Consider the following 25,179-nt stretch of genomic DNA (forward strand, 5'->3'; position numbering starts at 1 on the left):
CGAAGGTGCGCCGCGTTGCTGACCAGCGGATAAATCAGGCCAGAAGCGATTGACCGGCGTGGTCCCATTGCGCGGACATCCGGCTCCGACCAAGGTCGGGGGGTGAGTACGTTCTCCCCGCAGCGCCGAACCGCCTCCGCCCTCGAACGGCCCGGTCCGCCCCCGAAAGAGCACGAGCGGCGGACGTGGCCGCCCGGCGTCCGGCGGGCGCTCGTCCTCTTCGGTGCCGTCCGGCTGGCCGGGGCGATCCTGGTCGTGGTGGTGAACCTGCTCACCGGCCGTTCGATACTCAAGGGCCTGGCCCACTCCTGGGACTCCGTCTGGTACCTGCACATCGCCGCGCACGGCTACGGCACCCGGATGCACATCACGGAATCCGGCGCGGTGCAGACCGACTGGGCGTTCTTCCCGCTCTACCCGGGGCTGGTCCGGGCCCTCGACCAGGTCCCCCCGCTGACCCCGGGCGTGGCGGCGCTGCTGATCGCCTGGACCGCCACCGCGCTGGCGGCCGTCGGCGTCTACGCGATCGGGCACCGGCTGTACGGCCGCGCGGTCGCCACCGCGATGGTCGTCCTGTGGGCCGTGCTGCCGCACTCGGTCGTCCTCACCCTCGCCTACACCGAACCGCTGTTCGTCGCGCTCGCCGTCTGGTGCCTGTACGCCCTGCTGGACGAGCGCTGGCCGGCGGCCGGCGCGCTCGCCGCACTCGCGGGCCTGACCCGGCCGAACGGCTACGCCGCCGCCGCGGCCGTCCTCGGCGTGGCCGCCATCGAGGTGGTGCGGCGGCGGGGCCGCGTACCGCTCGGGCTGTGGGCCGGCGCCCTGGCCGCCCCGCTCGGCTGGACGGCGTACCTGCTGCTGGTGGGGCATCGCACGGGCTCCCTGCTGCACGGCTACTTCCAGGTGCAGAGCGCCTGGAAGTCACGCTTCGACGGGGGCCTGGGCACCCTCCGCTTCCTGGCGACGGTGCCGCTCACCGACGGCATCATCTACCCGGTGGCGCTGGTGGTCGTGGCGGTCGGCGTGTACCTGTTCGTCCGGTTGTGCCGGGAGCGCGTCCCCCTGGCGCTGCTGCTGTACACCGCCGCGCTGCTGCTGCCGGTCGTGCTGGTCTCGGGCCCCTTCGAGTCCAAGCCGCGCTTCCTGCTGCCGGCGTTCCCGCTGCTCATCCCCGCGGCACAGTGGCTGGTCCACCGGTGGCGCACCGATCCCGACACCACCCGCAGGCTGTGCGGGTGCCTCGCCGGATTCTCGCTGCTCTACGGCACGTATCTGGTGACCTTCGCCAACCACTCCCCCTGAGCGCCCTGACCGCCGCCCCGGTTGCTCCGAACGGGGTGTCCGGATGCTCCGTTCGGGTGCGAGCGTCAGCCGTTCGGCCGTGTCCCGGCCGCCGAGGGCTCCGGCCGCCGGCCCGGTGCCGCAAGGATGTCGGATGACTGACGTCGGCGAACCTGCGAGCGCCGGGAGGCGTACCAGCTGTGAGCATTCTGAACGAGCCCAAGGGGCCGGCCGACACCTACGACACCGAGGTGCCGGTGCGGCGCAAGCAGCCCGGCAATGTCGTGGTGAAGTGGCTGACGACCACCGATCACAAGACGATCGGCACCCTCTACCTCATCACGTCGTTCACGTTCTTCCTGGTGGGTGGTGTGCTGGCGCTCGTCATGCGTGCCGAACTGGCCCGCCCGGGGCTGCAGATCGTCTCCAAGGAGCAGTACAACCAGGCGTTCACGATGCACGGCACGCTCATGCTGCTGATGTTCGCGACACCCCTGTTCGCCGGTTTCACCAACTGGATCATGCCCTTGCAGATCGGCGCCCCCGACGTCGCCTTCCCCCGTCTGAACATGCTCGCCTACTGGCTGTACCTGTTCGGCTCGCTCATCGCGGTGGGCGGCTTCCTCACCCCGGACGGCGCGGCCGACTTCGGCTGGTTCGCCTACGCCCCGCTGCACAGCGAGGTGTACTCGCCCGGCGTCGGCTCCGACATGTGGATCATGGGGCTGGTCCTGTCCGGCTTCGGGACGATCCTCGGCTCGGTCAACTTCATCGCCACGATCGTCTGCATGCGCGCTCCGGGCATGACGATGTTCCGCATGCCGATCTTCGTATGGAACGTACTGCTGACCGCTGTCCTGGTGCTCTTCGCCTTCCCCGTCCTGGCCGCCGCGCTGCTCGCCGTCGAGGCGGACCGCCAGTTCGGCGCCCACGTGTACGACTCGGCCAACGGCGGGGCGCTGCTGTGGCAGCACCTCTTCTGGTTCTTCGGCCATCCCGAGGTCTACATCATCGCGCTGCCGTTCTTCGGCATCGTCTCCGAGATCATCCCGGTCTTCGCCCGCAAGCCCATGTTCGGTTACATGGGCCTGATCGCGGCGACGATCTCCATCTCGGGGCTGTCCATCACCGTGTGGGCCCATCACATGTTCGTCACCGGCGGTGTCCTGCTGCCCTACTTCTCCTTCGTGTCCTTCCTGATCGCGGTCCCGACCGGCGTGAAGTTCTTCAACTGGATCGGCACCATGTGGAAGGGCTCCCTGTCCTTCGAGACACCGATGCTGTGGTCGGCGGGCTTCCTCGTCACGTTCCTCTTCGGCGGTCTGACCGGAGTGCTCCTCGCGTCGCCGCCGATGGACTTCCACGTCTCCGACTCGTACTTCGTGGTGGCGCACTTCCACTACGTGGTCTTCGGTACGGTCGTGTTCGCCATGTTCGCCGGCTTCCACTTCTGGTGGCCCAAGTTCACCGGCAAGATGCTGGACGAGCGGCTCGGCAAGATCACCTTCTGGACGCTGTTCGTCGGCTTCCACACCACGTTCCTGGTGCAGCACTGGCTGGGCGCCGAGGGAATGCCGCGCCGGTACGCCGACTACCTGGCCGCCGACGGGTTCACCACGCTGAACACGGTATCGACGATCGGTTCGTTCCTGCTCGGCCTGTCGATGCTGCCCTTCCTCTACAACGTCTGGAAGACGGCGCGGTTCGGAGTGCCCGTCGGGGCGGACGACCCGTGGGGCTACGGCCGCTCGCTGGAGTGGGCGACCTCCTGCCCGCCCCCGCGTCACAACTTCCTGACCCTGCCGCGGATCCGCAGTGAGGCTCCGGCGTTCGACCTGCACCACCCGGACATCGCCCTGGCCGAGGCCGAGGCGCAAGGCGTGGTATGAGCGACCCGAGTCTGCGGCAGGGAGCCGCCGAGGGGGAACTGGCCAACGCGGTGGAGGGCTACCTGCTCTGGCAGTCCCGCGTCGCGGAGGCCGAGGGGCGGGCCCGGGAGTTCGCGCGGCCCATGGACTGGCTGACGACCGCCCAGCGCACGGAGATCGAGCGGCATTACGTCGAGGACGCCCTGCGCCGCGCCAGGAAGGACCTGGAACGCGTCGCCACCCGCTGCACCTCGCTGCGCGCCGAGTACGAGAACAGGTACCGGGAGCTGCGGCGCCGGTGCGTGGGCTGGACGCTGGGCGTGTGCGCGGGGCTGGCGGCGGCGGTGACGCTGCTGCTTCGCTGAGGGAGCCGCCCCTCCCCGAGAGGGGCCGGTCGCGGCGCGGCAGCCCGCGATGACGCGGAACACGCGCCGTCTTCGGGTGCTCCGGCGGAACCGGCCCGGCACGCCGCCGCGGTCCCCCCGCCGGTCAGCGGGAGAAGCGCGAGCTGCCCAGGTTGACCAGATGGCCGATCATGTCGATCCGGACGCCGTCCGGGGTGGCGTGGGCGGCGCTGAAGCCGACGTTCTCCGGGAGTTCGACGCGCCAGGTGGCCGCGGCCCGTTCGCTGCCCGGCATGTCGAGGGATATCTCGTTCCCCTGGGCGAGCAGTGTGCCGGTGCCGTCGGCCGGCCGGCCGGCCACGGTGCCGCTGATCCTGACCCGCGCCGCCTGGCCGCTGGAGCCCGGCGCCTGCGACACCTTGACGGGACCGCCGGTGCCGGCCAACCGCGTGAGCACGCCGGACAGCTGGTCGTACGACAGGGTCAGCGTGCCGGTGACCAGGTTCGCCTCGGCGCTGCGCGTGGCCGGCGAGGTCACCGTGACGCCGTGCAGGTCGAGCCGGAGCCGCTCGACGTTCAGGTAGCCGCCCTGCGCGTTGCTCGTGGTGGAGAGGGTGAAGTTCTCGGCCGTCAGGGCGACGTCGTCGAAGTCCCGGGCGAACGCCTGGGTCAGGAAGGGGAAGCCCTTGATCGACACGTCGACGCTGCTGTCCGTGGAGTTGCCGTAGCCGTACTTCTGCTCGGCGAGCCGGGCGGCCTCCTTGTCCGCGTAGTGCACGGCGACCCGGTCGGCGGCGGTGAACAGGACGGCCAGGATCACGACCGTGATCGCCAGCACCTTCACCCATCTTCGGCTCATCGCAACTCCCCCTGTGGTGCGTGGATTTGGACCGCACGCTCCGCGCGTGCGCTCCTGATCATGCACCACGGGCGGTCCGCCGCAGGCAGCGGGGGCACACCGGGGTCAGTGCCCTGGTGTGCCCCCGTGGAACGGTGCCCGGTGTCAGCGGCCGTGGGCCGCCGGATCACGGTCGTCCGCGGCCCGCACCGGGCCGGTGCCGGTGCTCTCCGCCGCCCGGTCGCCGTGGCCCGGCCACCAGGCCGCGTGGCCGATGAGCGCGGTGAGGCTCGGCGTGAAGAACATCGCCATGACGAACGCGGCGACCGCGATGCCGAAGGAGACCGCGAACCCCATCTCCGTGAGCAGCGCGTTGCCGGCCAGCATCATCGTGGCGAAGGTCGCCGCCAGGATGAAGCCGGCCGCGGCCACGGTCGGTCCGGCGTGCCGCAGGGCCTGGCCCGCCGCCTCGCGCGGATCGCGGCCCTCGCGGGCCTCCTCCCGCAGCCGGGCGATCATGAGGATGTTGTAGTCCGTGCCGATGGCGACGACGAAGAGGTACATGATCACCGGGAGCATGAACATCAGGCCGGAGTGCCCCTCCCCCTTCTGGAAGATCCACACCGTGGCGCCGAGGGTGGCGCCGAAGCCGAGCCCCACCGAGGCCATCAGGTACCAGGGCGCCACGACGCTGCGCAGCAGCAGACCGAGGATGACCATGATGAGCAGGGCGGCGACGGGGAACACCGTGCGGTAGTCGTGGTTGACCGCCGTGTCGATGTCCTTGTAGATCGAGGACATGCCGCCGACCAGCGCCTCGGTGCCGGCGGGCGCTTCCGCGTGGGCGGTGTCGCGTACCCGCTGCACGGCCTCGATCGCCTGGTCCGTGGACGCCTCGTACTTGAGGGTGACGGTGAAGTCCGCTGTCCTGCCGTCCTTGTCGAGCTGGCTCATCCGGGCGCTGGCGACGCCGTCGACCGCGCCGAGCTTGTGCGCGTAGGCGGTGAATCCGCTCTCGTCGAGCGGCTTGCCGTCGGTGCTGGAGAGGTAGACGTCGGTGGGCGCGGCGGCACCCGCGGAGTACGCCTGCTGCATCCGGTCCTGGACGACCATGGACTCCTGGGTCTTGGGCATCGAGCCCGAGGCCAGGTCGAAGGTCGCCTTGTAGCCGAGCGTGCCGACCGACAGCGCGAGCAGCACGAGGCCGGAGGCGACGGCGGTCAGCGCCGGCCGGCGGCGCACCGCCCGGCCGAGCGCGGCGAACCGGGCGTTCTCCGGCTCCTTCTGCCAGGACTTGGAGGGCCAGAAGACCTTGGGTCCGATCAGGGAGACCACGGCCGGGATCAGGGTGAGGCCCGCGACCAGGGTGGCGGCGACCGCGATGGCGAGCGCGGGGCCCATCTGCTTGAGGAAGCCGAGGGTGGACAGGACCAGCGCGAGGAAGGCGATGATGACCGCGCCGGCGGCCGAGGCGATGGCCTCGCCGACCCGGCCGACCGCGTTGATCATGGCCTCCTTGGACTCGTCACCGGCCCTGAGGCGTTCGCGGTAGCGGAACATCAGGAACAGGAAGTAGTCCGTGCCCACGCCGAAGAGCACCACGATCAGGATGGACGAGATCGAGCTGTTGGCCTGGAGTCCGAACAGCTTGGTGGCGTAGGCGATCAGCCCGTTGGCGACGGCCGAGACCAGGCCGATGAGGACGAGCGGCAGGACGGCCAGGATCGGCGCCCGGAAGATGATCAGCAGGGTCACCAGGATGATGACGAAGGTGCCGATGCCGATCAGCGCCTGGCCGCGCTTGGAGGAGTCCTGCTGGTCGAGGGCCTGTGCGGCGGATCCGCCCAGTCTGACGTCGAGATGGGTGCCCTTGGCCAGTTGCCTGACGTCGGCGCGCAACGTCTTGGCCGCGTCGGCCTGTTTGGGCTGGCCGGCGTTCTTGCTGTCCATCTGGACCAGGGTCAGGGAGTACCTGCCGTCCTTCGACGGCGGGCCGGGGACCACCTTCTGTACCTGGTCGATCTTCTTCTTGCCCAGTTCGTCGGTGATCCGGGCGATGTCCTTCTGGTCGGCGGCGGTCAGCCGGCCGCCGTCCGAGCGCTGGTAGAGCGCGATCGCGGACGGGGTGAAGGCGCTGGGGAACGCCTTCTGCTGGAGCTCCGCGGCTTGGATGGACTCGTAACTCTTGGGCAGAAAACTGCTCTCGTCGCTGTTGGAGGGCAGGCCTGGGGCGGTGGCGACGATCGCCACCGCGGCGATCAGCCATGCCACGATCGTCCAGACCGGATGCCGGACGACGGCGGCGCCAATACGTCGGAACATGCGGGAGGGTCCTCCTGTGAAGGAAGATCACCGCAGCCCGGGGAGCGGTCCCTGGCATCGGCGACCCCGACCGGCCCAGTCCGCCAGGCCGATCTAATGATTGTCTTAGGGATCACATCGTAGTGACCGGCGATACGTTTTTCGCAATGATTTCCCGGTGGTCTGTACCACGCCCCAAGCGGATCAAACCGGTCCGGAATTCCGCCAGATGAACACCTCGGTACCGGGAGCCCGCTCGGCGAATCGCCCCGCCGGGGAGACCTCCGCGAGCAGCCCGCGCAGGTCGGCCTCGAAGGAGTCCCGGCGGGAGCCGAAGAGGTGCGGGGTGGCGAAGGAGTGCGAGAAGGTCCAGGCGACGACGTCGTCGGCGGTGCGCTCCAGCATCCCGCCGCCGGGGGCGACATGGCGTTCGGGTCCGAGGAAGCCCGCCTGTGCCAGGATCCGGGCCTCGTCCCCGGGCGTGCCCCGGGGCAGCAGCCCGCGGCCCGCGCGGCGGACCGGCCCGAGGTACCTCCCGACCAGCGCGGTGATGCCCTCGTGGGGCACGGCGGGGTACGGCGATCCCCCGGTCACACGGGGCTCGCCCTTGAGGTCGGCGAGGTGGACCAGCGCGGCACCGGGCCGGAGCATCGCGCGGACGGTGCCGGCCACCCGGGCGCGGTCGGTCCAGTGGAAGGACCGCGCGAAGACCACGGCGTCGAACACACCGAGTCCGGCGGGGAGTTCCTCGGCACGCAGCCGCACCCAGCGGGTCCGCGCGGCCGCCCCCGCCGCGGTGGCCCGGCGTTCGGCCGCGCGGATCATCCCCGGGTCGGGATCGATGCCGACGGCCTCATGGAACAGGGCGGCCAGCGGGACGGTGACGGTGCCCGGACCGCAGCCCACGTCGAGCAGCCGGCCCCGGCCGTCGGCGGGCAGCGCCCCGGCGAGCAGGGGCACCAGACCGGGCGCGTACGGCAGTCTGCCGCGCTCGTAGTGCTCGGCGGCTCCGGCGAACAGGGTCTCGTCCCACTCCCAGGTCATGTGACAGCCCTTCCAGCGGCGGTGGTTCGGGTGACGGGGTGCGGGTGGAGCGGCTCGGGCCGGGGCCGGTCCGGCCGGCGGGCGACCCGGGGCCGTGACGTCTCAGCCGGCGGCGCCGGCGAGCGCGGCCTGTGACCGGCGCCGGGCCTCGGCGATCACGCGGGCACCGCGGTCCGGGGCGGTGTCGAGGCGGACGAGGACGGACGGGACGGCGATCGCGGGGAGCAGATGGCCGAAGAGCGCCGACATCCGCTCGTCCAGATCGGCCCAGCCGGCGACGGCCTGCGAGACGAACTGAACCCCTATCCAGGCCCCGAGGAAGACCTGGGCGGTCTCCTCCGGCACCACGTGCGGCAGCACCTCGCCGCCGGCCCTGGCCTCCGCCAGCAACGACGCGGTGAGTCCGGCCCAGGCCGGCCAGGCGCTGCCGAAGACGTCCCGCCCCTGGATGTCGGCCGAGAGCCGGACCGCGGCCAGCAGCAGGGGCTCACGCGGCAGCCGGTCGGCCAGGGTCATCCCCGCGTCCACCCACTCCTGGAGCTTCAGTTCCCGGGGGACGTGGTACTCGGCCGATATCCGCTCCTCCAGCACACCCCGGGCCAGGGCCGCCTTGGAGTCGAAATGGAAATAGAGCGCGCCCTTGGTGACACCGGCCCGGTTCAGTATCTCGGCGATGGTCGCCGCGGCATAGCCACGCTCGGCGAACACCCCGGCGGCGGCCTCCAGCACAGCCCGTCGGGTCCGCACAGCTCGCTCCTGCCGAGCCATGGACCCTCCTCAAGCTGAACGTTAAACCAATAAGCCCGTACCCTACCCCACGGCCTTTCTGCCACCGGGTCCCCGCGGGCTGTCGGGGAAACGGGGACACCAGGGGCGGGACGGGGACACGGTGTCCGGGAACTCGCCGGGGAAAACACCTGGCGTGCGCCGCGAACCGGGTCGGTCCGGGTTTGAATCTGGGGAGACACCGCACCCCATCGCCGCCCCAGGAGGACGCCATGCGCGTCGCGATCACCGGGTCCCACGGGCTCATCGGTTCCGCCCTCGTCCGTTCCCTCGCAAAGGACGGGCATCAGGTCGTCAGGCTCGTCCGGGAGGGGGCGGATCGCGATCCGGGGGACGGCAGCGAGGCGGTGGGCTGGGGTCCGGCCGGGGACGGGGTGCGGCTGGAGGGGGTGGACGCGGTGGTGCACCTGGCGGGGGCCGGGGTCGGGGACCGCCGGTGGAGCGCTTCGTACAAGCGGGAGATCCGGGAGAGCCGGGTACGGGGGACCAGGGCGATCGCGCGGGCGTGCGCCGGCGCCGACGTGCCGCCGCGGGTGCTCGTGTCGGCGTCCGCCACCGGCTACTACGGGGACACCGGTGAGCGGATCGTGGACGAGAGCGCGCCGGCCGGGGACGACTTCCTGGCATCCGTCTGCGTCGACTGGGAGGCCGCGGCCGACCCGGCCCGGGAGGCGGGGATCCGGGTGGTGCATCCGCGCACCGGGCTGGTGGTCGCGGGCGAGGGCGGGGCCTTCGGGAGGATGATGCCGCTGTTCCGGCTCGGGCTGGGCGGGCGGATCGGGTCCGGGGAGCAGTACTGGCCGTTCGTCTCGCTGACCGACCACATCGCGGCGCTGCGCTTCGCCCTCGACACCGACGCCCTGTCGGGGCCGGTCAACTTCACGGCCCCCGAGCCCCTGCCGGAAGGTGAGATCACCCGGGTGATGGCCCGTCTCCTGCACCGCCCGGCCGTCGTCCCCGCCCCCGCCTTCGCGCTCCGCGCCGCGCTCGGGGAGTTCGCGACGACCCTCATGTGCAGCACCCGTGCCGTTCCGGCGGCGCTGACGAGGACGGGCTTCGGTTTCCGTCACCCCACCTTCGAACAGGCTCTGCGGTCGGTGCTCTGAACCACCGTCACGGCGACGGGCGGTGCGCCGGCTTCGAGAGCCGCGCACCGCCCGCGCCGTTCACCTCAGCCGGTCAGCGTTCAGTGGCGGCCACCGCCCTGGCGCGGGTGGCCCGTGACGCGGTGCTGGTTCCAGGAGACCTGGTCGACCAGGCGGCCGCGGTCGTTGCGCAACTTGGCGGTGTCCGACTTGTCCCAGACCTGGGAGCGGCGGTCCTGGAACAGGTCGGACCTGGTGTCACGGCCGATGCCGGTGTGGACGCGGACCGTGGCGCGGGCGCCGAGGGAGTAGTGGTGGAAGGTGAAGGTGTGCCCGGCCGCGTCCGACAGCGTCCAGCCGCTGAGGTTCACCGCCCGGCGCGAGTCGTTGGTGACGGCCACCCACTGCTTGTTCAGGGCGACGTTGTTACGGGCCCCCCGACCCGTGCTGCCGTACCGCACATTGCTGATGTACACCACGCCGTGCGAGCGGCCCGAGTGGTGGCCGGCGGCCGCGGCGGGCAGCGCGGCGGCACCGACCACGGCCGCCGCCACGGCGGTGGCGGCGCTCAGCCGACGGACGGTCGTGCGAACAGAAACGGACACAGAGGTCCCCCTTTGTACATGATGCGTAGTGCTGGTGACGGCCGAGTGACCGCACCCCCACACTGTGCAGCGCTTCGAGGGGATTCCGTGTGGAAAACGAAATGCATTGCGGTTCCTTCAGGTTCCCATGACTCTTACTCCCTCTTACCGGTATCTTCCCTTTGCCTTGGGTATGAACGAATGGACCTTTTGTTCGGAGGACGCCGTCCGCTCGGAGGACCCCGTGTGCCGTCTGTTCGGCCTGACCAGCGCCCCCCGGCGCACCCGTGCCACCTTCTGGCTGCTGGAGGCACCCGACAGCCTCAGCGTGCAGAGCCACCGCGAGCCGGACGGCACCGGCCTCGGGTTCTACAGGGCCGACGGCACGCCCGAGGTGCACAAGGCGCCGATCGCCGCCTACGAGGACCGGGCCTTCGCCGAGGAGGCCCGGGAGGTGGAGTCGGCCACCTTCCTCGCGCACATCCGGTACGCCTCGACGGGCGGCCTGGACGCACGCAACACGCACCCCTTCGAGCAGCGCGGCCGTCTGTTCGCGCACAACGGGGTGATCGAGGGGCTCGATCTGCTCGACCGTCACCTGGGCGAGGACCGCGCCCTGGTGCACGGGGACACCGACTCCGAGCGGTTCTTCGCCCTCGTCACCCGGGAGACCGAGGCGAACGGCGGTGACGTGTCCGCCGGACTGGTGACCGCGGCGCGGTGGGTCGCCGGCAACCTGCCGCTGTTCGCGCTGAACGTCATCCTCGTCACGGCCGGCGAACTGTGGGCGCTGCGCTATCCGGACACCCATGAGCTGTACGTCCTGGAGCGGCCCGCGGGCGGCCATCACCGGTCACGTCATCTGGACCACACCGGCCGGCACGGACGGCTGCGGGTGCACTCGGCGGCGCTGGCCGGACTGTCGTCCGTCGTCGTGGCCAGCGAGCCCCTGGACGAGAGCCCGCACTGGCGGCCGCTGGCACCCGGCGAGTTGCTGCGTGTGGGCCGCGACCTCGGCGTCACGTCCCGTATCGCGCTGCCCGACCCGCCGGCGCATCCGCTCACTCTCGCCGACCTGCGCCCCGACGCGGCCGCCTCGCAGCGTCCCTCGTGAGACGCCGGGGGTCAGGAGTCCGAGTCCGGCTTGTCCCTGGCCTCCGCGTACGCCTCGGGCGGCGTCATGGACACCCCGTTGAGGCTGACGGTCTTGTACTGGCTGACCTTGGCGCACGTCTTGGCCTGGTCGGCCGTGGAGGCGTGGGCGTTGGAGACCGCCGTCTTGGTGTCGGCGGGCTGCCCGGAGGAGCCGCCGGGGAAGGTGGTGCCGGTCGTCCAGTCGCCGCCGATGACCAGGGTCAGTCCGCTGCCGGTGCCCTGCTTGAGGTGCGAGCCGGAGAGTCCGAGCGCCTTGGCGACCGTCTGGGCCTCGCCCTTCTGCCCGTCGCCGTAGGTGAGCGTGGTGGTCGCCGCCGGGCTCGGCGCGTTGGCCGTGCTCGTGCCGGAGCTGAAGCCCTGGTCGGTGAGCGCGGTGGCGATGGCGGAGGCGCGGCCGGTGACGGAGGTGCCGTTCTCGACCGTCACGGCGATCCGCGCGGCGGGCACGCTCGGCGTGGTGGCCTTCTTGGTGGCGGAGGCCGCCGCGCTCTTGCTGCCGGACCCGGTGGTCAGGGACTGGTCGTCCGCGATGGTGGCGAACAGCGTCTTGGCGCCGGGGCCCACCACCACACGGTTGCCGTCGGCCGGGTCGGCAGCCGTCTGCATGGTCGTGAAGGTCATCCGCTTGGTGGGGACCTTGTTCACGTCCGAGGCGAGCCCGATCAGCTTCTTCACCGTGTCGAGGCCGTTGTCCACGGTGAGCGCCTTGGTGGCGGCGTCGGCGAGGTCGTAGACCGCGCCGGGGTCGGTGAGCGTGCCCGCGCTCTTGAACTTGCGGATCATCGAGCTGAGGAAGATGTGCTGGGAGATCGTGCGGCCGAGGTCGCTGCCGTCGCCGAAACCGTGCCGGGAGCGCACGAACTCCAGGGCCGCGACGCCCTTGAGGGTGTGGGTGCCCTTGGACAGCTTCAGGTGCGAGTAGGTGTCGTAGACGTTGTCGCTGACGCACACGGGGACACCGCCGACCGCGTCGGACATCTTGACCACGCCGGAGAAGTCGAGCTTGACGAAGTGGTCGATGGTGATGCCGGTGAGCTGGTGGACGGTCTCCACCTGGCAGGCGGGGCCGTACTGCAGGGCGCTGTTGATCTGCCCGAAGTAGCCCGCCGTGGACTGGCCGCTCTCGGGGTTCTTGCAGGCCGGGACCTGCGTCATGGTGTCGCGCGGGATGCTCATCACGGTGGCGTTGGAGCGGTCGGCGGATATGTGCACGACCATTTCCACGTCCGCGTTGCTGCCGGTCTGCACACCGGTGTGGGAGCAGCCGCCGCCGAGCTTGCAGTCCGCCGCGGTGGTGCGCCCGTCAGAACCCATCACCAGGATGTTGATCGGGGTGCGGCCGAAGGCGTCGGGCTTCTCGGTGCCGCCCTTGCCGTCGAGGGAGAGGCTGTGGATGTTGCCGTTCAGGTGGTCGTAGAACCACCAGCCGGCGCCGGCGGTGACCACGATGAGCGTCGACAGCGATATCGCGGCGATCTTCAGCACGCGCCGTGCGCGCGGCACCGGGCGGGCCCTGCCCCTGCGGGCGCGCTTCGCGCCGCGGGAGCGGGCGGCAGCGCGGGCCGCGGCACGGCCGCCCTGGGGCCGGCCCTCGGAAGGTGCCGCCTCGGCGTGTGCCGCGTCCTCCTCGGGGGCCCGCTGGCCGGGCACCCGCCGGTCACGGCGGCGGGTGGCCTGGCCGGCCTGCCCGTCCCACGGGTCGCTCATCTCCCACTCCCCTGAACGGTCGGGCCGGGCCGTCGACACTGCGGCCTGGCATGCGCGGTGGTGTACGAGGCGGTGACGTGCCGCCCCACCTCGATTGCGTAGTTGCGCAATCTAACAAACAAACGCCCCGGAACAGCAGGGATGCACACGAGATTCACAGGTGAGGCATCTCATCGCACCGACGAGCCTGGGCGGGGTGGTACGGCAGCCGGAGTCTACGCGCCCCGTCTGTGAGCGGAGCGTACAGGCGGGCGCTCTTACCCGGGCCGGGTGCCCCGGCGGTCGGGAGGGCCGGTGACGCTCAGCCGCCGATCCCGTGCAGCCGGTGAACGGGGGCGGCGGTGTGCCGGGCGCGGGCCGTCAGTTGCCCGACCATCGCGCGCACGAGGGTCACCACGTCCGGATCGTCGATGTAGTAGATCTGGCGTCTCCCCTCGCGGCGGGAGCGGACGAGCCCGGCGAGCTTCAGCTTGGCCAGATGCTGGCTGACCGCGGGCAGGGCGCCGCCCACCCGGCCGGCGAGGTGCGTGACATCGCTCTCACCCTGCGACAGGGCCCACATCAGATGGAGCCGGGCGGCGGAGGCGAGCAGTCCGAACGCGGCGGCGGCCTCGGTCAGCACCTCGGCGGGCGGATCGTCGTACCCCCCGGCGTTGTCCGTCACGGTCTTCTCCCGTCCACGCCCTCAGCTCGGCCGGCGCGTATGCGCCGACCCAGTGTAGGGGTCCGGCCCCGGCGGCGGGCCGGGACCGGGAGCGGGCCGCCGCGGAGGCACGGGCGCGCCGTACGAGGGGCGGTGCGAGAGGCGCGGGGCGGGTGTCAGTCCTCGTAGAAGTTGTTGACGACGTCCGGTTCGTCGTCGTCGAACGCCTCGTTCAGCAGCGCGCCGCCGATGAGTCCGGCCGCGCCGGCGCCGATCAGCGCGCCCGTGCCGAACCGGCGGCCGCCGCGCTCCTCGTGGTCGTGGTGGTGGTGGTACTCGTGCGAACGGTCGTCGTACGGCCGCCCGTATCCCTGCTGCGGATAGCCCTGTTGGGGATAGCCCTGCTGCGGGTAGCCCGGCGCGGCCGGCTGGGGGTAGCCCTGCTGGGGCGGGGTGTAGAAGGGCGGGACCGTCGTCTGCACCCGCTGGGCGCAGCCGCCGCAGGTCTGGACGGGCCGGGGCACGCCCCACTGCGGGGACCAGGTCACGGTCGTCACACCGGGGCCGTGGTTGGGGTCGAAGAAACAGGTCATGGAAGAACTCCCGGTGGGATGCGGGGACACGGCGGACACGGGGGCGCGCGGCGGCGGGGCGGGGACCGGCGGCGGAGCGGCGGACGGGGCCGGAGCCCGGCGGGGCACCGGTCCGGACGCGGCCGGAGCCTTGTACGGAGCCGGTTCGGGCGCCGTCGCCTCCCCCAGCACCGTCACCCCGTAGTCGCCCGCGATGCCCGCGAGGCCGGCGGCGTAACCCTGGCCCACGGCGCGGAACTTCCAGCCCGCGCCGTGCCGGTACAGCTCGCCGAGGACCAGCGCCGTCTCGTGCCCGAGGGCGCCGCCGGTCACCTCGTAGCGGGCCAGTTCGGTGTCGCCGTCCTGGTCCAGGACGCGGATGTGGGCGCGCCGCACCTGTCCGAAGGTGTGGCCGCGGGCCGCCGCGTCGTACAGGGAGACCGGGAAGACGACCTTCTCCACGGCGTCCGGGAGCCGGGTGAGGTCGATCCGGATCCGCTGGTCGTCCTCGCCGGCGGGGCGCCCCTGGCCGTCGTGCCGGACCGAACCGTCCGGACTGCTCGGGTTGTTGAAGAAGACGAAGTGCTCGTCGGAGAGCACCCGGCCCGAGGCGTCGCACAGCAGCGCGCTGCCGTCCGGCTCGTAGCCGGTGCCGGCCTGCCAGCCCAGCCCGACCGTCACGGCGGTCAGGCCGGGGGCCAGTCCGCTCAGCGACACGTTGCCGCCCTTGGTCAGGGTCGTGCTCATGCATGTCCTCCAGAGCCACCGCGAAAGTCCGCGTCCATGATGATCAACGTGTTCCGCCCGTCACCGGTTCCGCGCTCGCGCAATGATTTGATCAAGAAGGGTCACAGGTGCGCGCTGATCGCGGGCAGCAGGTCCTGGAAGGTGCGGCCCGAGGCCGGTTCACCGAGGGCCTGCAACTGCCAGCCGGTGCCGGCGCGATGGAGCTTCGCCATGATCTGCGCCGTCCAGGCGCCGCCGCCGCTGAGGGTGTAGCGGGCGAGTTCCGCGCCGGTGCGTTCGTCGACCAGCCGGCAGAAGGCGTCCTGCACCTCGCCGAAGGTCTGCCCGGTGAAGGAGTTGACGGTGAACACGATCTGGTCGACATGTCCGGGCACGCGCGCCAGGTCCACCAGGATGACCTCGTCGTCGCTCCCGGCGCCCGCGCCGCCGACGAGGTTGTCGCCGAGGTGTCGTACCGAGCCGTCGTCGCTGGCCAGATGGCGGAAGAAGACGACGTCCGCGAGCCGCCCGCCCGCGAACAGCAGGGCGGAGGCGTCCAGGTCGATCTCCCGGGCGCCGGCCAGTCTGGCCAGGAACCCCTTGCGTGGCGCGGCCCGCCAGCCCAGGCCCATCCGTACGGCGTCCAGCGCGCCGCCGTCCGCCTTGTCGAGACTGATCCGCTGACCCTTGCTCAGGTTGACCGACACGGGTCCGCTCCCTTGCTCTCGTCGCCCTCACCGGTTCGCCGGTGCGAATCTACAACACTGTAGAAGAAAGCCGTCGCACGTCCGCTCTGTACGATGTGACGCCCCTTCGGCACGAAGGGTTGAGGCACGTCGGGCGGCAGCCAGGAAGGGAGGACGCGGGTGGCGGAGCCGGACGCGCACCACCGGCGCAGGGCGCAGGGGGCGCTGGAGACACGGGTGCTCGGGGCACTGCACGAGGCCCGCGGCCCGGTGACCGCGGGCTGGGTGCGCGACCACCTGGCCGCCGGGCTCGCTTATACGACCGTGATGACCGTCCTGGGGCGGCTGCTGGCGAAGAACGCCGTCACCCGCAGGCGCGAGGGACGCTCCTTCGTCTGGCTGCCGGCCGCGGACGAGGCGGGCCTCGCCGCGCTGAAGATGCGCCGGGTCCTGGACGGCGAGCAGGACCGGCACGCGGTGCTGGCCAGCTTCATCACCGCGCTGCCCGAGGGCGACGAGCGGCTGCTGCGCGCGCTGCTGGAACCCGGCGACGACTGAGCGCGCATGGGAATCCTCGTCTTCCTGCCCCTGGTCCTGCCACTGACCGCCTGGCCGATCGCCCGGCTGGCCGGGCAGCGGCTGCACCCGCGCACCGCGACCGTGCTGCTGACGTCGGTGTCCACCGTGATGGCGCTGTGCAGCACGGTGTGCCTGGCTCTGCTGATGGTGGTCGGCACCGCCCAACTGCCCGGCGATCCGCTGCCGGCCGGCTGGTCCGATCCGGAGGTCCGCGAGAGCGTGCCCCGGCACGAGATCGTGGGCAAGGCGGCGATTCCCGCGCTGCTCGCCGTTCTCGCCGCGTGCGGCCGCACCCTGGCGCGTCATGTACGGGTACGGCGGCGGGCCCACCGGGCGCTCGCCGGATTACCGGGCACCGAGGTGGCCGTGCTGGCGGACCGGGCGCCGTACGCCTACGCGCTGCCGGGCGGGCGGCGGGACCGGATCGTGGTGTCCACGGGGATGCTGGGCTCGCTCGCCGCGCGGGAGCGCCGCGCGCTGTTCGCGCACGAGCGGGCCCATCTCGCCGCCCGGCACCACCGTCACCTGCTGCTGGTCCGACTCGCCGCCCGCGCCAACCCGTTCCTGCTGCCGCTGCGCACGGCGGTGGCGTACTCCGCGGAGCGGTGGGCGGACGAGGAGGCCGCGCGGGCCGTGGGCAGCCGCCGGGCGGTGGCCCACGCGATCGGCAGGGCGGCGCTGGCCGCCGCCGGCCCCGCGCCCGCGCCGACGCTGCCCGCGCTCGCCGCGCCGGGGCCGCTCCCCCGCCGGGTCGCCGCGCTCCTCGGCCCCGAGCCCGCCGCCCGCGCCTGGCCGTCCCTGTTCACGGCGGCCGGTCTCGCGGTGTGGACCGCGGCCACCGGGGCCGCCCTGTCCGCGATGTTCTCGGCCGACTCGGCGCTCACCCTGGCGTTTCTGCTGCACGCCGCCGCACCGCTGTGACCGGCGGGCAGAATCGGGACCATGACCGTCACCGCGACAACGGACCGTGCCGCCGCCCGCCGCAGCCTGGAGGGCCTGTCGCTCGGCGACGCCTTCGGCGAACGCTGGTTCCCGCTCTTCCGCGAACCTCGCCGGGCCCGGCGGGAGATAGGGGCCCGGCAGGCTCCCGAGGAGTCACCGTGGCACTGGACCGACGACACCGCGATGGCCCTCGCCGTGCTGCGGGTGCTGGACGAACACGGCGAGATCCGCCCGCGCGAACTGGCCCTGTCGTTCGCGCTCGGCTATGCCGCCGATCCCGCCCGCGGATACGGCCACGGCATGCACCAGTTGCTGCCTCGGCTGCTCGAACTGCCGGATGGATGGCGAGAGTTCGCACGCGAGCTGTTCGGCGGCGAGGGCAGTCTCGGCAACGGGGCGGCAATGCGGGTGGCGCCGCTGGGCGCGTTCTTCCACTGCAGCCTTCCGCGGGTCGTCGCGGAGGCGACGCGCTCCGCGGAGGTCACCCACGCCCACCCCGACGGCATCGCCGGAGCGGTCGCCGTGGCGGTCGCCGCCGCGCTGTCCGTACGCGCCGGGCTGACCGTCGCCGACGTCATGGCCCTGACCCCGGACGGACCGGTCCGCGACGGGCTGGCCCGCGCCGCCGAGGTGCCCTTCGCCACCGAGCCGTGGCGCGCCTCGGACCTGCTCGGCAACGGGCAGCGGATCCGCGCCGACGACACGGTGCCGTTCGCCGTGTGGTGCGCCGCCCGTCACCCCGGCGACCTGGTGTCCGCCCTGTGGGCCACGGCGGAGGGGTTCGGCGACGTGGACACGACCTGTGCCATCGCCGGAGGCATCGTGGCCGCGCGCACCGGGGTGGCGGCCGTACCGCGCGCCTGGCTGGAGCGCCGGGAGCCGCTGCCGGGCGGCACCGGCGGGGCATCGTCCGGGGAAATCGGGGCAGGCGGCCCGTGAGCGGGGGTCGGGCAGGGAATTCGAGGAAGCTTCGGACAGGGTCGAGGTGCGCGTGACGGACATGGCGAGGATCGACGAACCACTGGAGCCGGGCGGGCTGGCGGTCGGCCGGGCGCCCATGGACGGGGCCGTCGTCGTCACGGTGACCGGCGAGGTCGACCACCGGACCGCCGGGGTCCTGCGGCGCGCGCTGATGCCCGCGGCCGCGACGGACACCCCCCGCACGGTCGCCGACCTCGCCGGAGTGGGGTTCATGGACTCCAGCGGCATCAACGTCCTCATCACCGCCCACCAGGCGCACGAGCCGGCCGGCTGGCTGCGCCTGGCCGGGGTGCGCAGACCGGTGCTGCGCACCCTGGAGATGGTCGGGCTCACCGGCCTGATCCACTGCTACCCGAGCGTGGACGCGGCGCTGGACGCCTGACCCCGGCCGCCGTGGCGGCGTACCGGACCGGTGCGCCGCTACGGGGTGGCCGTCTGGTGGAACTCGGGGACGGTGGCCGCGGCGCCCGCCCTGACGGACTCGACGACCTCCTGGTGCAGGTCCCGGCTGGCGCGTTCGGAGCGGCAGGGCACCGGGCTGCCGCTGAGCGTGAACCACTGGGAGGTGCCGCTGTACTGCACCGCCACATCGGCCTTGCGGCCGTCCCAGGTGGTGTGGACGGTCAGGTCGCCGGTGAGGATGCCCGCCTCCACGGTGCGGGCGCCGCCCCGGCCGGTGAAGACCCCGGGGGTGGTCCAGGATGCGAAGACCATGCTCTCAGCCTCTCTTCTCCGCTTCACGCCCCCCTGACGGGTTCGCGTGTTCATATCCCCCTGCGCTTGCCTTCCATGGTGCGTCATCGGGACGGGGAACGGCTGGGGCCGTACGGCCCCCGTGGGAGCGCCCCGCCGCCGGACGGCGGTGGTGCGCCGGCGGTTCTCGTGGTGTGCTGGTAGTGGCGGGAAGAGCCGTTGAGACGCGGAGAAGCGGCCGCGAGCCGCGCACCGCGCAATCCGGATCCGCGAGAAGCGGGTGGCTTTTCCCGCCCTCTTCGACCCGAGTCCGCCGCGGTTCCCCACGGCGCCCGTATCCGCGCTCCCCCGTCCGCGGTACGCCTACGCCGGATGCCGGGCGCCGTGGGTGCCCGCCCCGGCCCCCGCCCGCCCCGCGCGTGGGCCGAAAGACCCCCGCCCGGGACCGGGCGACCTGTGGCGGCGCCGGGCGGACGCGCCCACTCTGGGATCACCACCCCACGAAGGGAGCCGGTGCGATGACGTCCGCCACCACCATGACCACGGCGCTCGACCCCGTGCGGCGCGAACGGCTGATGAGCCTCGCCCACGAGGTCTCCTTCGAGGCCGGCACCCGGCTGTTCGAGGAGGGGCGGCGGGCCGACCGCTTCTGGATCGTGCGCACCGGCACGATCGCTCTCGACCTGCGGGTACCCGGCCGCCGGCCCGCCGTCATCGAGACCCTCGGGCACGGCGAACTGATCGGCTGGTCCTGGCACTTCCCGCCGCACATCTGGCAGCTGGGCGGCGAGGCGGCGAGCCCGGTGCGCGCCTGGGAGTTCGACGCCGCCGCCGTGCTCGCGCTGTGCGACGAGGACCCGGAGTTCGGGCGGGCGATCGCGCTCTGGGTCGGCCGCGTGGTCGCCCAGCGGCTGCACGCCTCCCGGATCCGGCTGCTCGACCTCTACGCGCCCTACGGCAGCGGGGGCGTCGAGTGACCGCCCGGCAGCCCGCCGAGGAGGCCCGTACCGGGGGCCCGAGCCGGGTCGGCGACGTGATGACGCGTGCCGCGGTGGCGGTGGGGCGTACGGCCCTCTTCAAGGACATCGTGGCGCGGATGGAGCAGTGGAACGTCAGCGCCCTGCCGGTCCTGGAGGGCGACGGACGGGTGGTCGGCGTGGTCTCCGAGGCGGATCTGCTGCCCAAGGAGGAGTTCCGGGACAGCGATCCCGACCGGACGACCCAGCGGCGCCGGCTGGGCGATCTGGCGAAGGCGGGCGGGGTGAGCGCCGAGGACCTGATGAGCACGCCCGCCGTCACCGTGCACGCGGACGCCACACTCGCCGAGGCGGCGCGCATCATGGCGCTCAAGCGCGTCAAGCGGCTGCCGGTGGTGACCGCGGAGGGGGTGCTGGAGGGTGTGGTCAGCCGGGGCGATCTGCTCAAGGTGTTCCTGCGCGAGGACCGGGAACTGGCCGACGAGATCCGGCGTGAGGTACTGGACGTGCTGTTCCCGGCGCCGGTGGAGCCGGTGCACGTCGTGGTGGTCGACGGGGTCGTGACGCTGACCGGCAAGGTCACGGACGGCACGCGGATCCCGCTCGCGGTGCGCATGGTGCGGGGGGTGGAGGGCGTCGTGGGGGTGGACTGCCATCTGGCGGAGGGCTGAGCACCGCCAGAGAGACCTCGTACTCCCGCGGTCCGACGCCGGCGCTCAGCCGCGGCCGCCGCTGAGGTTCCCCCAGCGAGGCCCTATCTGCTTCCACTCCTCGTCCCACTCGGCCATCCTGCGGCGGATCAGCCGGCCGCGGACCAGCCAGCCCCCGCACCACAGGGCCGCACCGGCCGACGGGCCGACGAGGACGCCGGTGAGGGCCGCCTGGAGGTCGGCCGAGGCTCCGGTGACCGGCGGGGCGACGACATGGTCGGCGTGGTCCGCCCAGACCGTGACGCTGCTGCCGGCGGGGGCACCGGACGCGACCTTCGCCCGGTCGGTGTGCACCGAGCCGTCCGCGTCCGTCCAGCGCACGGTGGCCCACACCCGCCCGTCGTCGTAGCCGGTGCCGGCGGCCGGGGTGGCGGCGGCCGGGTCGGTGAGCACCGCGGTGACGGGGTGCACCTGGGCGAGCCGGGCGGCGTACGACGCGGCGGACGCCTGGGCCGCGAGGAGACCGGCGGCCACGCCGCAGACGAGGACGAGCACCCAGGTGGCCAGGACGATCCAGGCCTCGACGACATCGCTGTGCCGCCGCAGCGGGTTGCGCCGCCACCGCCACAGCCGTACCGGCCTGACCGTCGTGGCAGGTGTCCGTGTCATCGTCACCGCCTCCTCTCGCGCCGGCGGGCCCCTCAGCGGGTGCCGGCCGACTCGGCGTCCGGCAGGTCCGGGTCCAGATCCGGGTGGCGCGGCGGCCCGGCCAGCGCGCACCGCACGTCCACCACGCCGGGCACGGCCCGCGCGAGGCGCGCGGCGAGCGGTACGAGCGCGGTCTCCCGGACCCGGCCGCTGAGCGTCACGACACCATCGTGCACCTCCACCCGGATCCCGGCCGCTTCAGCGCCGAAGAGCCGGGTGACGACGTCGCCGCCGACCTCGTCGGCGATCTCCGCGTCGCCGCGCAGGAACACCTTCAGCAGGTCGGAACGGCTCACGATGCCCAGCAGGGTGCCCTCGGGGTCCACGACGGGGAGCTGCTTGACGCGGGCGCGTGCCATGACGCGCGCTGCGTGCCCGAGGGTGGCGTCCGGGGTCACCGTGACCGCCGGGGCGCTCATCAGCGCCCGCGCGCTCGCCGCCTGCGCCTTGACCTGCTCGGCGAGGTGGCGCGTCCCGCCGTACCGGTCGAGGTCGCGGTATTCCTCCTTGGGCAGCAGATCCGCCTCGGAGACCACGCCGACCACGTGTCCGGCGTCGTCCAGCACGGGCACGGCGCCGACCCGCCACTCGCGCATGGCCTGCACGATGTCCTTGAAGCCCGCGCCGCCGCGCAGGGCGAGCACCCTGCGGGTCATCACGTCGTCCACGGTGGTCGGAGTGCCGTCCATGGCTTCCTCCAGGGGGCTCTGGTACGCGCCGCACGTTCAGCCTGTGGCCGCCGCCCGGCCGCTGTCATGGGCCGACCGGACCCCACCGGGTGCCCGACGGACCCGCCCCGGAAACCGGGGTTACGAGGCGGGCAGCGGGACCCGCCACTCCAGTGTGGCCCCGCCCCCTCCGCTTTTCCCCACGTCGAGCCGGCCGCCGAGCCGCTCCGCGCGCTCGGCCATGTTGCGCAGCCCGCTGCGGCGGCCGCCGCAGGGGATGCCGACCCCGTTGTCACGGACCCACAGGCGCACCTCACGGCCGTCGGTGGCGAGCAGCACCTCGGCCCGGTCGGCGTGGGCGTGCCGGGCGATGTTGGTGAGGGCCTCGGAGAGCACGGCGACCACGTGGTCGGCGATCTCGCCCGGTACGTCGGTGTCGACCAGGCCCTCCATGCGCACGCTGGGCGCGAAGCCCAGCACCGGGGCGGCCTCGCCCACCACCCGGACCACACGGGCGCGCAGCCCGCCGGCCGCGGCGCCCTCGCGGGCGCGCAGCCCGAAGATGGTCGACCGGATGATCTTGATGGTCTCGTCCAGGTCGTCCACGGCGCGCAGCACCCGCTCGGACGCCTCCGGGTGCTCGATGAAGCGGCCCGCGCTCTGGAGGGTCATGCCGGTGGCGAAGAGCCGCTGGATGGCGAGGTCGTGCAGGTCCCGGGCGATGCGGTCGCGGTCCTCCAGTAGTGCGATCTGCTGGGCGGCCTGCCGGCGCTCGGCGAGCTCCATGGCGATCGCGGCCTGCGCGGCGAAGCCCCGCAGCATCTCGGTCTCCTTGTCCAGGAACGCCGGGCGGTCGCTCTCGCGTGCCAGCAGCAGCACACCGCGGGCGCCGCCCTCGCCGGTGCCGATCGGGACGGCGACGGCGGGGCCGAGGCCGTCGAAGCGCGGCGGGTCCTGGCTGACGCGGGGGTCATGGGCGACGTCGTCGCTGGTGACCGGGGCGGCGGCGGTGAAGGCCAGGCCCATCAGACTGTGGTCCAGGGGCAGTACGAGGCCGCGGTGGGCGTCGGACTGGGCGCCGACCGCGATCTCCACGCCGAGCGCCTCGGTGTCCGGCATCGGCATCGCGACGGCGCCGAGCGCCGAGCCGGTGATCTCGCGGGCGCGTTCGGCGATCAGGTCCAGGGCCTCGGCGCGTTCGCTGCCGGACATCAGGCTGTGGCTGATCTCGGCGTTCGCCAGCAGCCAGCGTTCCCGCAGCCGGGAGTCCTCGTAGAGGCGGGCGTTGTCGATGGCGACGCCGGCGGCGACGGCGAGGGTGGCGAGCACCGACTCGTCCTCCTCGTCGAAGTCGGCACCGCCGCGCTTCTCGGTGAGGTACAGGTTGCCGAAGACCTGGTCGCGGACGCGGATCGGGACGCCGAGGAAGGTGTTCATCGGCGGGTGCCCGGACGGGAAGCCGTACGACGCCGGGTGGGCGGAGAGCTTCGGCAGGCGCAGGGGCTCCGGGTGGCGGATCAGTTCGCCGAGGATGCCGTGGCCCTCCGGGTAGGGGCCGATCTCGGCGATCCGCTCCTCGGACAGGCCCACGGTGTGGAACGCGGCGAGGCTCGTGCCGTCGGGGCCGATGACGCCCAGCGCCGCGTACTCCGCGTCCACGAGGGCCGCCGCGGCCTCCACGATGGAGTGCAGGACCTGTTCCAGCTCCAGTTCGCGGCCTACGGAGAGCACCGCTTCCAGCAGGCTGTGCACCCGGTCCCGGGTACCGCGGGCCGCGTCGATCCGGGCCTGCAGTTCCTCCAGCAGCTCGTCCAGCTTCAGCTGCGGCAGCCGCACGCCGGGCTCCTCCGTTCCGGTCACCACGCCCTCCACTCCCCGTCGGACCATGCCTTCGGACCGACGGGTTCCGAAGGACACGGTAGCCGCTCGGAGCATGGAAGGGATACGCGGCCGGTGCTTCGGCGTCCCGCGGCCCCCCGCATGCCGGGGGCATGTGCCCCGGTGCGCTTCCTGGGCCGTACGGCCCGGAGAGCGGGCCCGAACGGCACTGTCGAGAGGCATACGACAGGGGCGAGGGTGTTCTCAGGAGCGGCACCGGTCCCCCGCGGTGTCGCTCCGTTCCGTGCGAGAGCACCGGGCCGGCCATGGCTCCTCGTCACGACACCGCCCGGCACCGCATCGGCCCCGGCCGCGCGAGGGCGGTGCGCGCACGGTCGTGCGCGCCCCGCCCTCGCGCGGATCAGGCCGCGGGTACGGCGAGTTCGTGCTGCTCCCCGCCGAGGACGACCTTGAGGGCGCCGGTCTCGGCGGCCCGGGAGAAGACGTCGTACGCCCGCTCCATCTGCTCCAACGGGAAGGTGTGGGTGACCAGTCGGCCGGTCGGCAGCCGGCCGGCCGCGGCCATCCTCAGCAGCATCGGGGTGGAGTAGGTGTCCACCAGGCCGGTGGTGATGGTGACGTCCCTGATCCAGAGGTCCTCCAGGTGCAGCGTGGCGGGCTTGCCGTGCACGCCGACGTTGGCCACGTGTCCGCCGGGGCGCACCACACGGGCGCACAGTTCGAAGGTGTCCGGCACGCCGACGGCCTCGATGGCCACGTCCGCGCCGAGCCCGTCGGTGAGGTCCGCGACCAACTGGTGCGGGGCCTCGTGCACGTCCGCGACGGCGTCGGCGCCGAACCGCCGGGCGGCCTCCAGGCGGGCCGGTGCCAGGTCGACGGAGATGATCCGCTCGGGTGAGAACAGGCGTGCCGTGGTGATCGCGGCGAGCCCGATCGGGCCGGCGCCCACGATCACGACGGTGTCGCCGGGGCTCACCCGCCCGTTGCGGACGCCGACCTCGTAGGAGGTGGGGAAGATGTCCGCGAGCAGCACGGCGTCCTCGCTCGCCAGGGTGCCCGGCAGCGGGTGCACGGACAGGTCGGCGTACGGGACGCGGACGTACTCCGCCTGCGTGCCGTCGATCAGGTGGCCGAGGATCCAGCCACCGCCGCCCAGGCACTGGCCGTAGACGCCCTCCCGGCAGAAGCGGCAGCGGCCGCAGGAGGTGACGCAGGAGAGCAGCACCCGGTCGCCGGGGCGGACGGTGCGCACGTCGCCGCCGGTCTCGACGACTTCCCCCACGGCCTCGTGCCCCAGCACCGTGCCGGGCCGTACCTCGGGCACGTCGCCCTTGAGGATGTGCAGGTCGGTCCCGCAGATCGTGACCGCTCCGACCTTCACGACGGCGTCGGTCGGCTCCTTGATCCCCGGATCCGGAACGTCCTCCCAGGAGGCCTCTCCGGGCCCGTGAAAGACATATCCCTTCATGCCGCTCCTCACCCTCTCGCTCGGTGTGCCGCGGGGCCGGGACGCACGAGCGGG

General features: G+C 72.7%; 25 protein-coding genes. 11 read left to right on the forward strand and 14 right to left on the reverse strand.

Annotated features, from left to right (window positions below):
• The first annotated feature begins 102 nt into the window (after window positions 1-102).
• The 3 genes from VT52_RS09120 (at window position 103) to VT52_RS09130 (ending at window position 3,514) form a co-directional block, all read left to right on the forward strand.
• Window positions 103-1,302: a mannosyltransferase family protein gene (locus tag VT52_RS09120; protein ID WP_079174948.1), complete on the forward strand. Its 1,200-nt coding sequence runs from the start codon at window positions 103-105 to the stop codon at window positions 1,300-1,302.
• Window positions 1,303-1,481: 179 nt separating this feature from the next.
• The gene (gene ctaD, locus VT52_RS09125) at window positions 1,482-3,170 is read left to right on the forward strand and encodes an aa3-type cytochrome oxidase subunit I (RefSeq protein ID WP_046416606.1); all 1,689 of its coding nucleotides are present in this window, start codon (window positions 1,482-1,484) and stop codon (window positions 3,168-3,170) included.
• Window positions 3,167-3,514, forward strand: coding sequence for a hypothetical protein (locus VT52_RS09130; RefSeq protein ID WP_046416607.1), 348 nt, complete (start codon window positions 3,167-3,169; stop codon window positions 3,512-3,514). Before ctaD ends, VT52_RS09130 begins: the two co-directional genes overlap by 4 nt.
• 124 nt (window positions 3,515-3,638) lie before the next feature.
• On the opposite strand, the gene VT52_RS09135 is transcribed toward VT52_RS09130, so the two are convergent.
• From VT52_RS09135 to VT52_RS09150, 4 genes are all read right to left on the reverse strand, one after another.
• A complete protein-coding gene (locus VT52_RS09135; protein ID WP_206306471.1) occupies window positions 3,639-4,352 on the reverse strand; it encodes an LmeA family phospholipid-binding protein in 714 nt (237 codons plus the stop codon).
• A gap of 144 nt (window positions 4,353-4,496) precedes the next feature.
• Complete coding sequence (locus VT52_RS09140; RefSeq protein WP_046416609.1) at window positions 4,497-6,653, reverse strand: MMPL family transporter; 2,157 nt, start codon at window positions 6,651-6,653, stop codon at window positions 4,497-4,499.
• A 183-nt stretch (window positions 6,654-6,836) separates the two neighbouring features.
• The gene (locus tag VT52_RS09145) at window positions 6,837-7,676 is read right to left on the reverse strand and encodes a class I SAM-dependent methyltransferase (RefSeq protein ID WP_046416610.1); all 840 of its coding nucleotides are present in this window, start codon (window positions 7,674-7,676) and stop codon (window positions 6,837-6,839) included.
• Between the two features lie 102 nt (window positions 7,677-7,778).
• A complete protein-coding gene (locus VT52_RS09150; RefSeq protein ID WP_046416611.1) occupies window positions 7,779-8,444 on the reverse strand; it encodes a ScbR family autoregulator-binding transcription factor in 666 nt (221 codons plus the stop codon).
• A gap of 230 nt (window positions 8,445-8,674) precedes the next feature.
• Between VT52_RS09150 and VT52_RS09155 the strand changes: the two genes are divergently transcribed.
• On the forward strand, window positions 8,675-9,568 hold the full coding sequence (locus VT52_RS09155) for a TIGR01777 family oxidoreductase (RefSeq protein WP_046416612.1): 894 nt from the start codon (window positions 8,675-8,677) through the stop codon (window positions 9,566-9,568).
• 80 nt (window positions 9,569-9,648) lie between these two features.
• Here the strand turns inward: VT52_RS09155 and VT52_RS09160 are convergent, their stop codons facing one another.
• A complete protein-coding gene (locus VT52_RS09160; protein WP_240509696.1) occupies window positions 9,649-10,152 on the reverse strand; it encodes a lamin tail domain-containing protein in 504 nt (167 codons plus the stop codon).
• A 223-nt stretch (window positions 10,153-10,375) separates the two neighbouring features.
• On the opposite strand from VT52_RS09160, the gene VT52_RS09165 reads away from it, so the two are divergent.
• Entirely contained in the window at window positions 10,376-11,245 is an 870-nt protein-coding gene (locus tag VT52_RS09165; protein ID WP_046416614.1) for a class II glutamine amidotransferase, read from the forward strand.
• A gap of 11 nt (window positions 11,246-11,256) precedes the next feature.
• On the opposite strand, the gene VT52_RS09170 is transcribed toward VT52_RS09165, so the two are convergent.
• The 4 genes from VT52_RS09170 to VT52_RS09185 all read right to left on the reverse strand — a co-directional run bounded on the left by VT52_RS09170 (window position 11,257) and on the right by VT52_RS09185 (window position 15,641).
• On the reverse strand, window positions 11,257-12,993 hold the full coding sequence (locus VT52_RS09170; RefSeq protein ID WP_240509697.1) for an LCP family protein: 1,737 nt from the start codon (window positions 12,991-12,993) through the stop codon (window positions 11,257-11,259).
• A 301-nt stretch (window positions 12,994-13,294) separates the two neighbouring features.
• On the reverse strand, window positions 13,295-13,657 hold the full coding sequence (locus VT52_RS09175) for an ArsR/SmtB family transcription factor (protein WP_046416616.1): 363 nt from the start codon (window positions 13,655-13,657) through the stop codon (window positions 13,295-13,297).
• Between the two features lie 155 nt (window positions 13,658-13,812).
• Window positions 13,813-14,955, reverse strand: coding sequence for a TerD family protein (locus tag VT52_RS39380; RefSeq protein WP_046416618.1), 1,143 nt, complete (start codon window positions 14,953-14,955; stop codon window positions 13,813-13,815).
• Between the two features lie 101 nt (window positions 14,956-15,056).
• A complete protein-coding gene (locus VT52_RS09185) occupies window positions 15,057-15,641 on the reverse strand; it encodes a TerD family protein (protein WP_046416619.1) in 585 nt (194 codons plus the stop codon).
• Between the two features lie 159 nt (window positions 15,642-15,800).
• On the opposite strand from VT52_RS09185, the gene VT52_RS09190 reads away from it, so the two are divergent.
• From VT52_RS09190 to VT52_RS09205, 4 genes are all read left to right on the forward strand, one after another.
• Window positions 15,801-16,178, forward strand: coding sequence for a BlaI/MecI/CopY family transcriptional regulator (locus tag VT52_RS09190; RefSeq protein ID WP_046416620.1), 378 nt, complete (start codon window positions 15,801-15,803; stop codon window positions 16,176-16,178).
• Between the two features lie 6 nt (window positions 16,179-16,184).
• Window positions 16,185-17,120, forward strand: a complete 936-nt coding sequence (locus tag VT52_RS09195; protein ID WP_046416622.1) for a M56 family metallopeptidase — start codon at window positions 16,185-16,187, stop codon at window positions 17,118-17,120.
• A gap of 21 nt (window positions 17,121-17,141) precedes the next feature.
• Window positions 17,142-18,080 (forward strand): ADP-ribosylglycohydrolase family protein, encoded by a 939-nt coding sequence (locus VT52_RS09200; protein WP_046416624.1) that lies wholly within the window; start codon window positions 17,142-17,144, stop codon window positions 18,078-18,080.
• Between the two features lie 61 nt (window positions 18,081-18,141).
• Window positions 18,142-18,504, forward strand: a complete 363-nt coding sequence (locus VT52_RS09205; protein WP_046416766.1) for an STAS domain-containing protein — start codon at window positions 18,142-18,144, stop codon at window positions 18,502-18,504.
• Window positions 18,505-18,542: 38 nt separating this feature from the next.
• Here the strand turns inward: VT52_RS09205 and VT52_RS09210 are convergent, their stop codons facing one another.
• Window positions 18,543-18,836 carry a hypothetical protein gene (locus VT52_RS09210; RefSeq protein ID WP_046416625.1) on the reverse strand — a complete coding sequence of 98 codons (294 nt, stop codon included), beginning with the start codon at window positions 18,834-18,836 and terminating at the stop codon, window positions 18,543-18,545.
• Window positions 18,837-19,333: 497 nt separating this feature from the next.
• Between VT52_RS09210 and VT52_RS09215 the strand changes: the two genes are divergently transcribed.
• Both VT52_RS09215 and VT52_RS09220 read left to right on the forward strand, forming a co-directional pair.
• The gene (locus VT52_RS09215; RefSeq protein ID WP_046416627.1) at window positions 19,334-19,792 is read left to right on the forward strand and encodes a Crp/Fnr family transcriptional regulator; all 459 of its coding nucleotides are present in this window, start codon (window positions 19,334-19,336) and stop codon (window positions 19,790-19,792) included.
• Window positions 19,793-19,851: 59 nt separating this feature from the next.
• Window positions 19,852-20,463: a CBS domain-containing protein gene (locus VT52_RS09220; protein WP_046416768.1), complete on the forward strand. Its 612-nt coding sequence runs from the start codon at window positions 19,852-19,854 to the stop codon at window positions 20,461-20,463.
• 45 nt (window positions 20,464-20,508) lie between these two features.
• Here the strand turns inward: VT52_RS09220 and VT52_RS09225 are convergent, their stop codons facing one another.
• From VT52_RS09225 to VT52_RS09240, 4 genes are all read right to left on the reverse strand, one after another.
• Complete coding sequence (locus tag VT52_RS09225; RefSeq protein ID WP_046416630.1) at window positions 20,509-21,111, reverse strand: Rv1733c family protein; 603 nt, start codon at window positions 21,109-21,111, stop codon at window positions 20,509-20,511.
• A 32-nt stretch (window positions 21,112-21,143) separates the two neighbouring features.
• Window positions 21,144-21,839: a CBS domain-containing protein gene (locus tag VT52_RS09230; protein ID WP_046416632.1), complete on the reverse strand. Its 696-nt coding sequence runs from the start codon at window positions 21,837-21,839 to the stop codon at window positions 21,144-21,146.
• A gap of 120 nt (window positions 21,840-21,959) precedes the next feature.
• A complete protein-coding gene (locus VT52_RS09235) occupies window positions 21,960-23,678 on the reverse strand; it encodes a sensor histidine kinase (RefSeq protein WP_240509698.1) in 1,719 nt (572 codons plus the stop codon).
• A gap of 379 nt (window positions 23,679-24,057) precedes the next feature.
• Window positions 24,058-25,125, reverse strand: a complete 1,068-nt coding sequence (locus VT52_RS09240; protein ID WP_046416635.1) for a zinc-dependent alcohol dehydrogenase family protein — start codon at window positions 25,123-25,125, stop codon at window positions 24,058-24,060.
• Between the last annotated feature and the right edge of the window lie 54 nt (window positions 25,126-25,179).

The sequence above is a fragment of the Streptomyces malaysiense genome, from assembly GCF_000980885.2.
Lineage (GTDB): Bacteria > Actinomycetota > Actinomycetes > Streptomycetales > Streptomycetaceae > Streptomyces > Streptomyces malaysiense.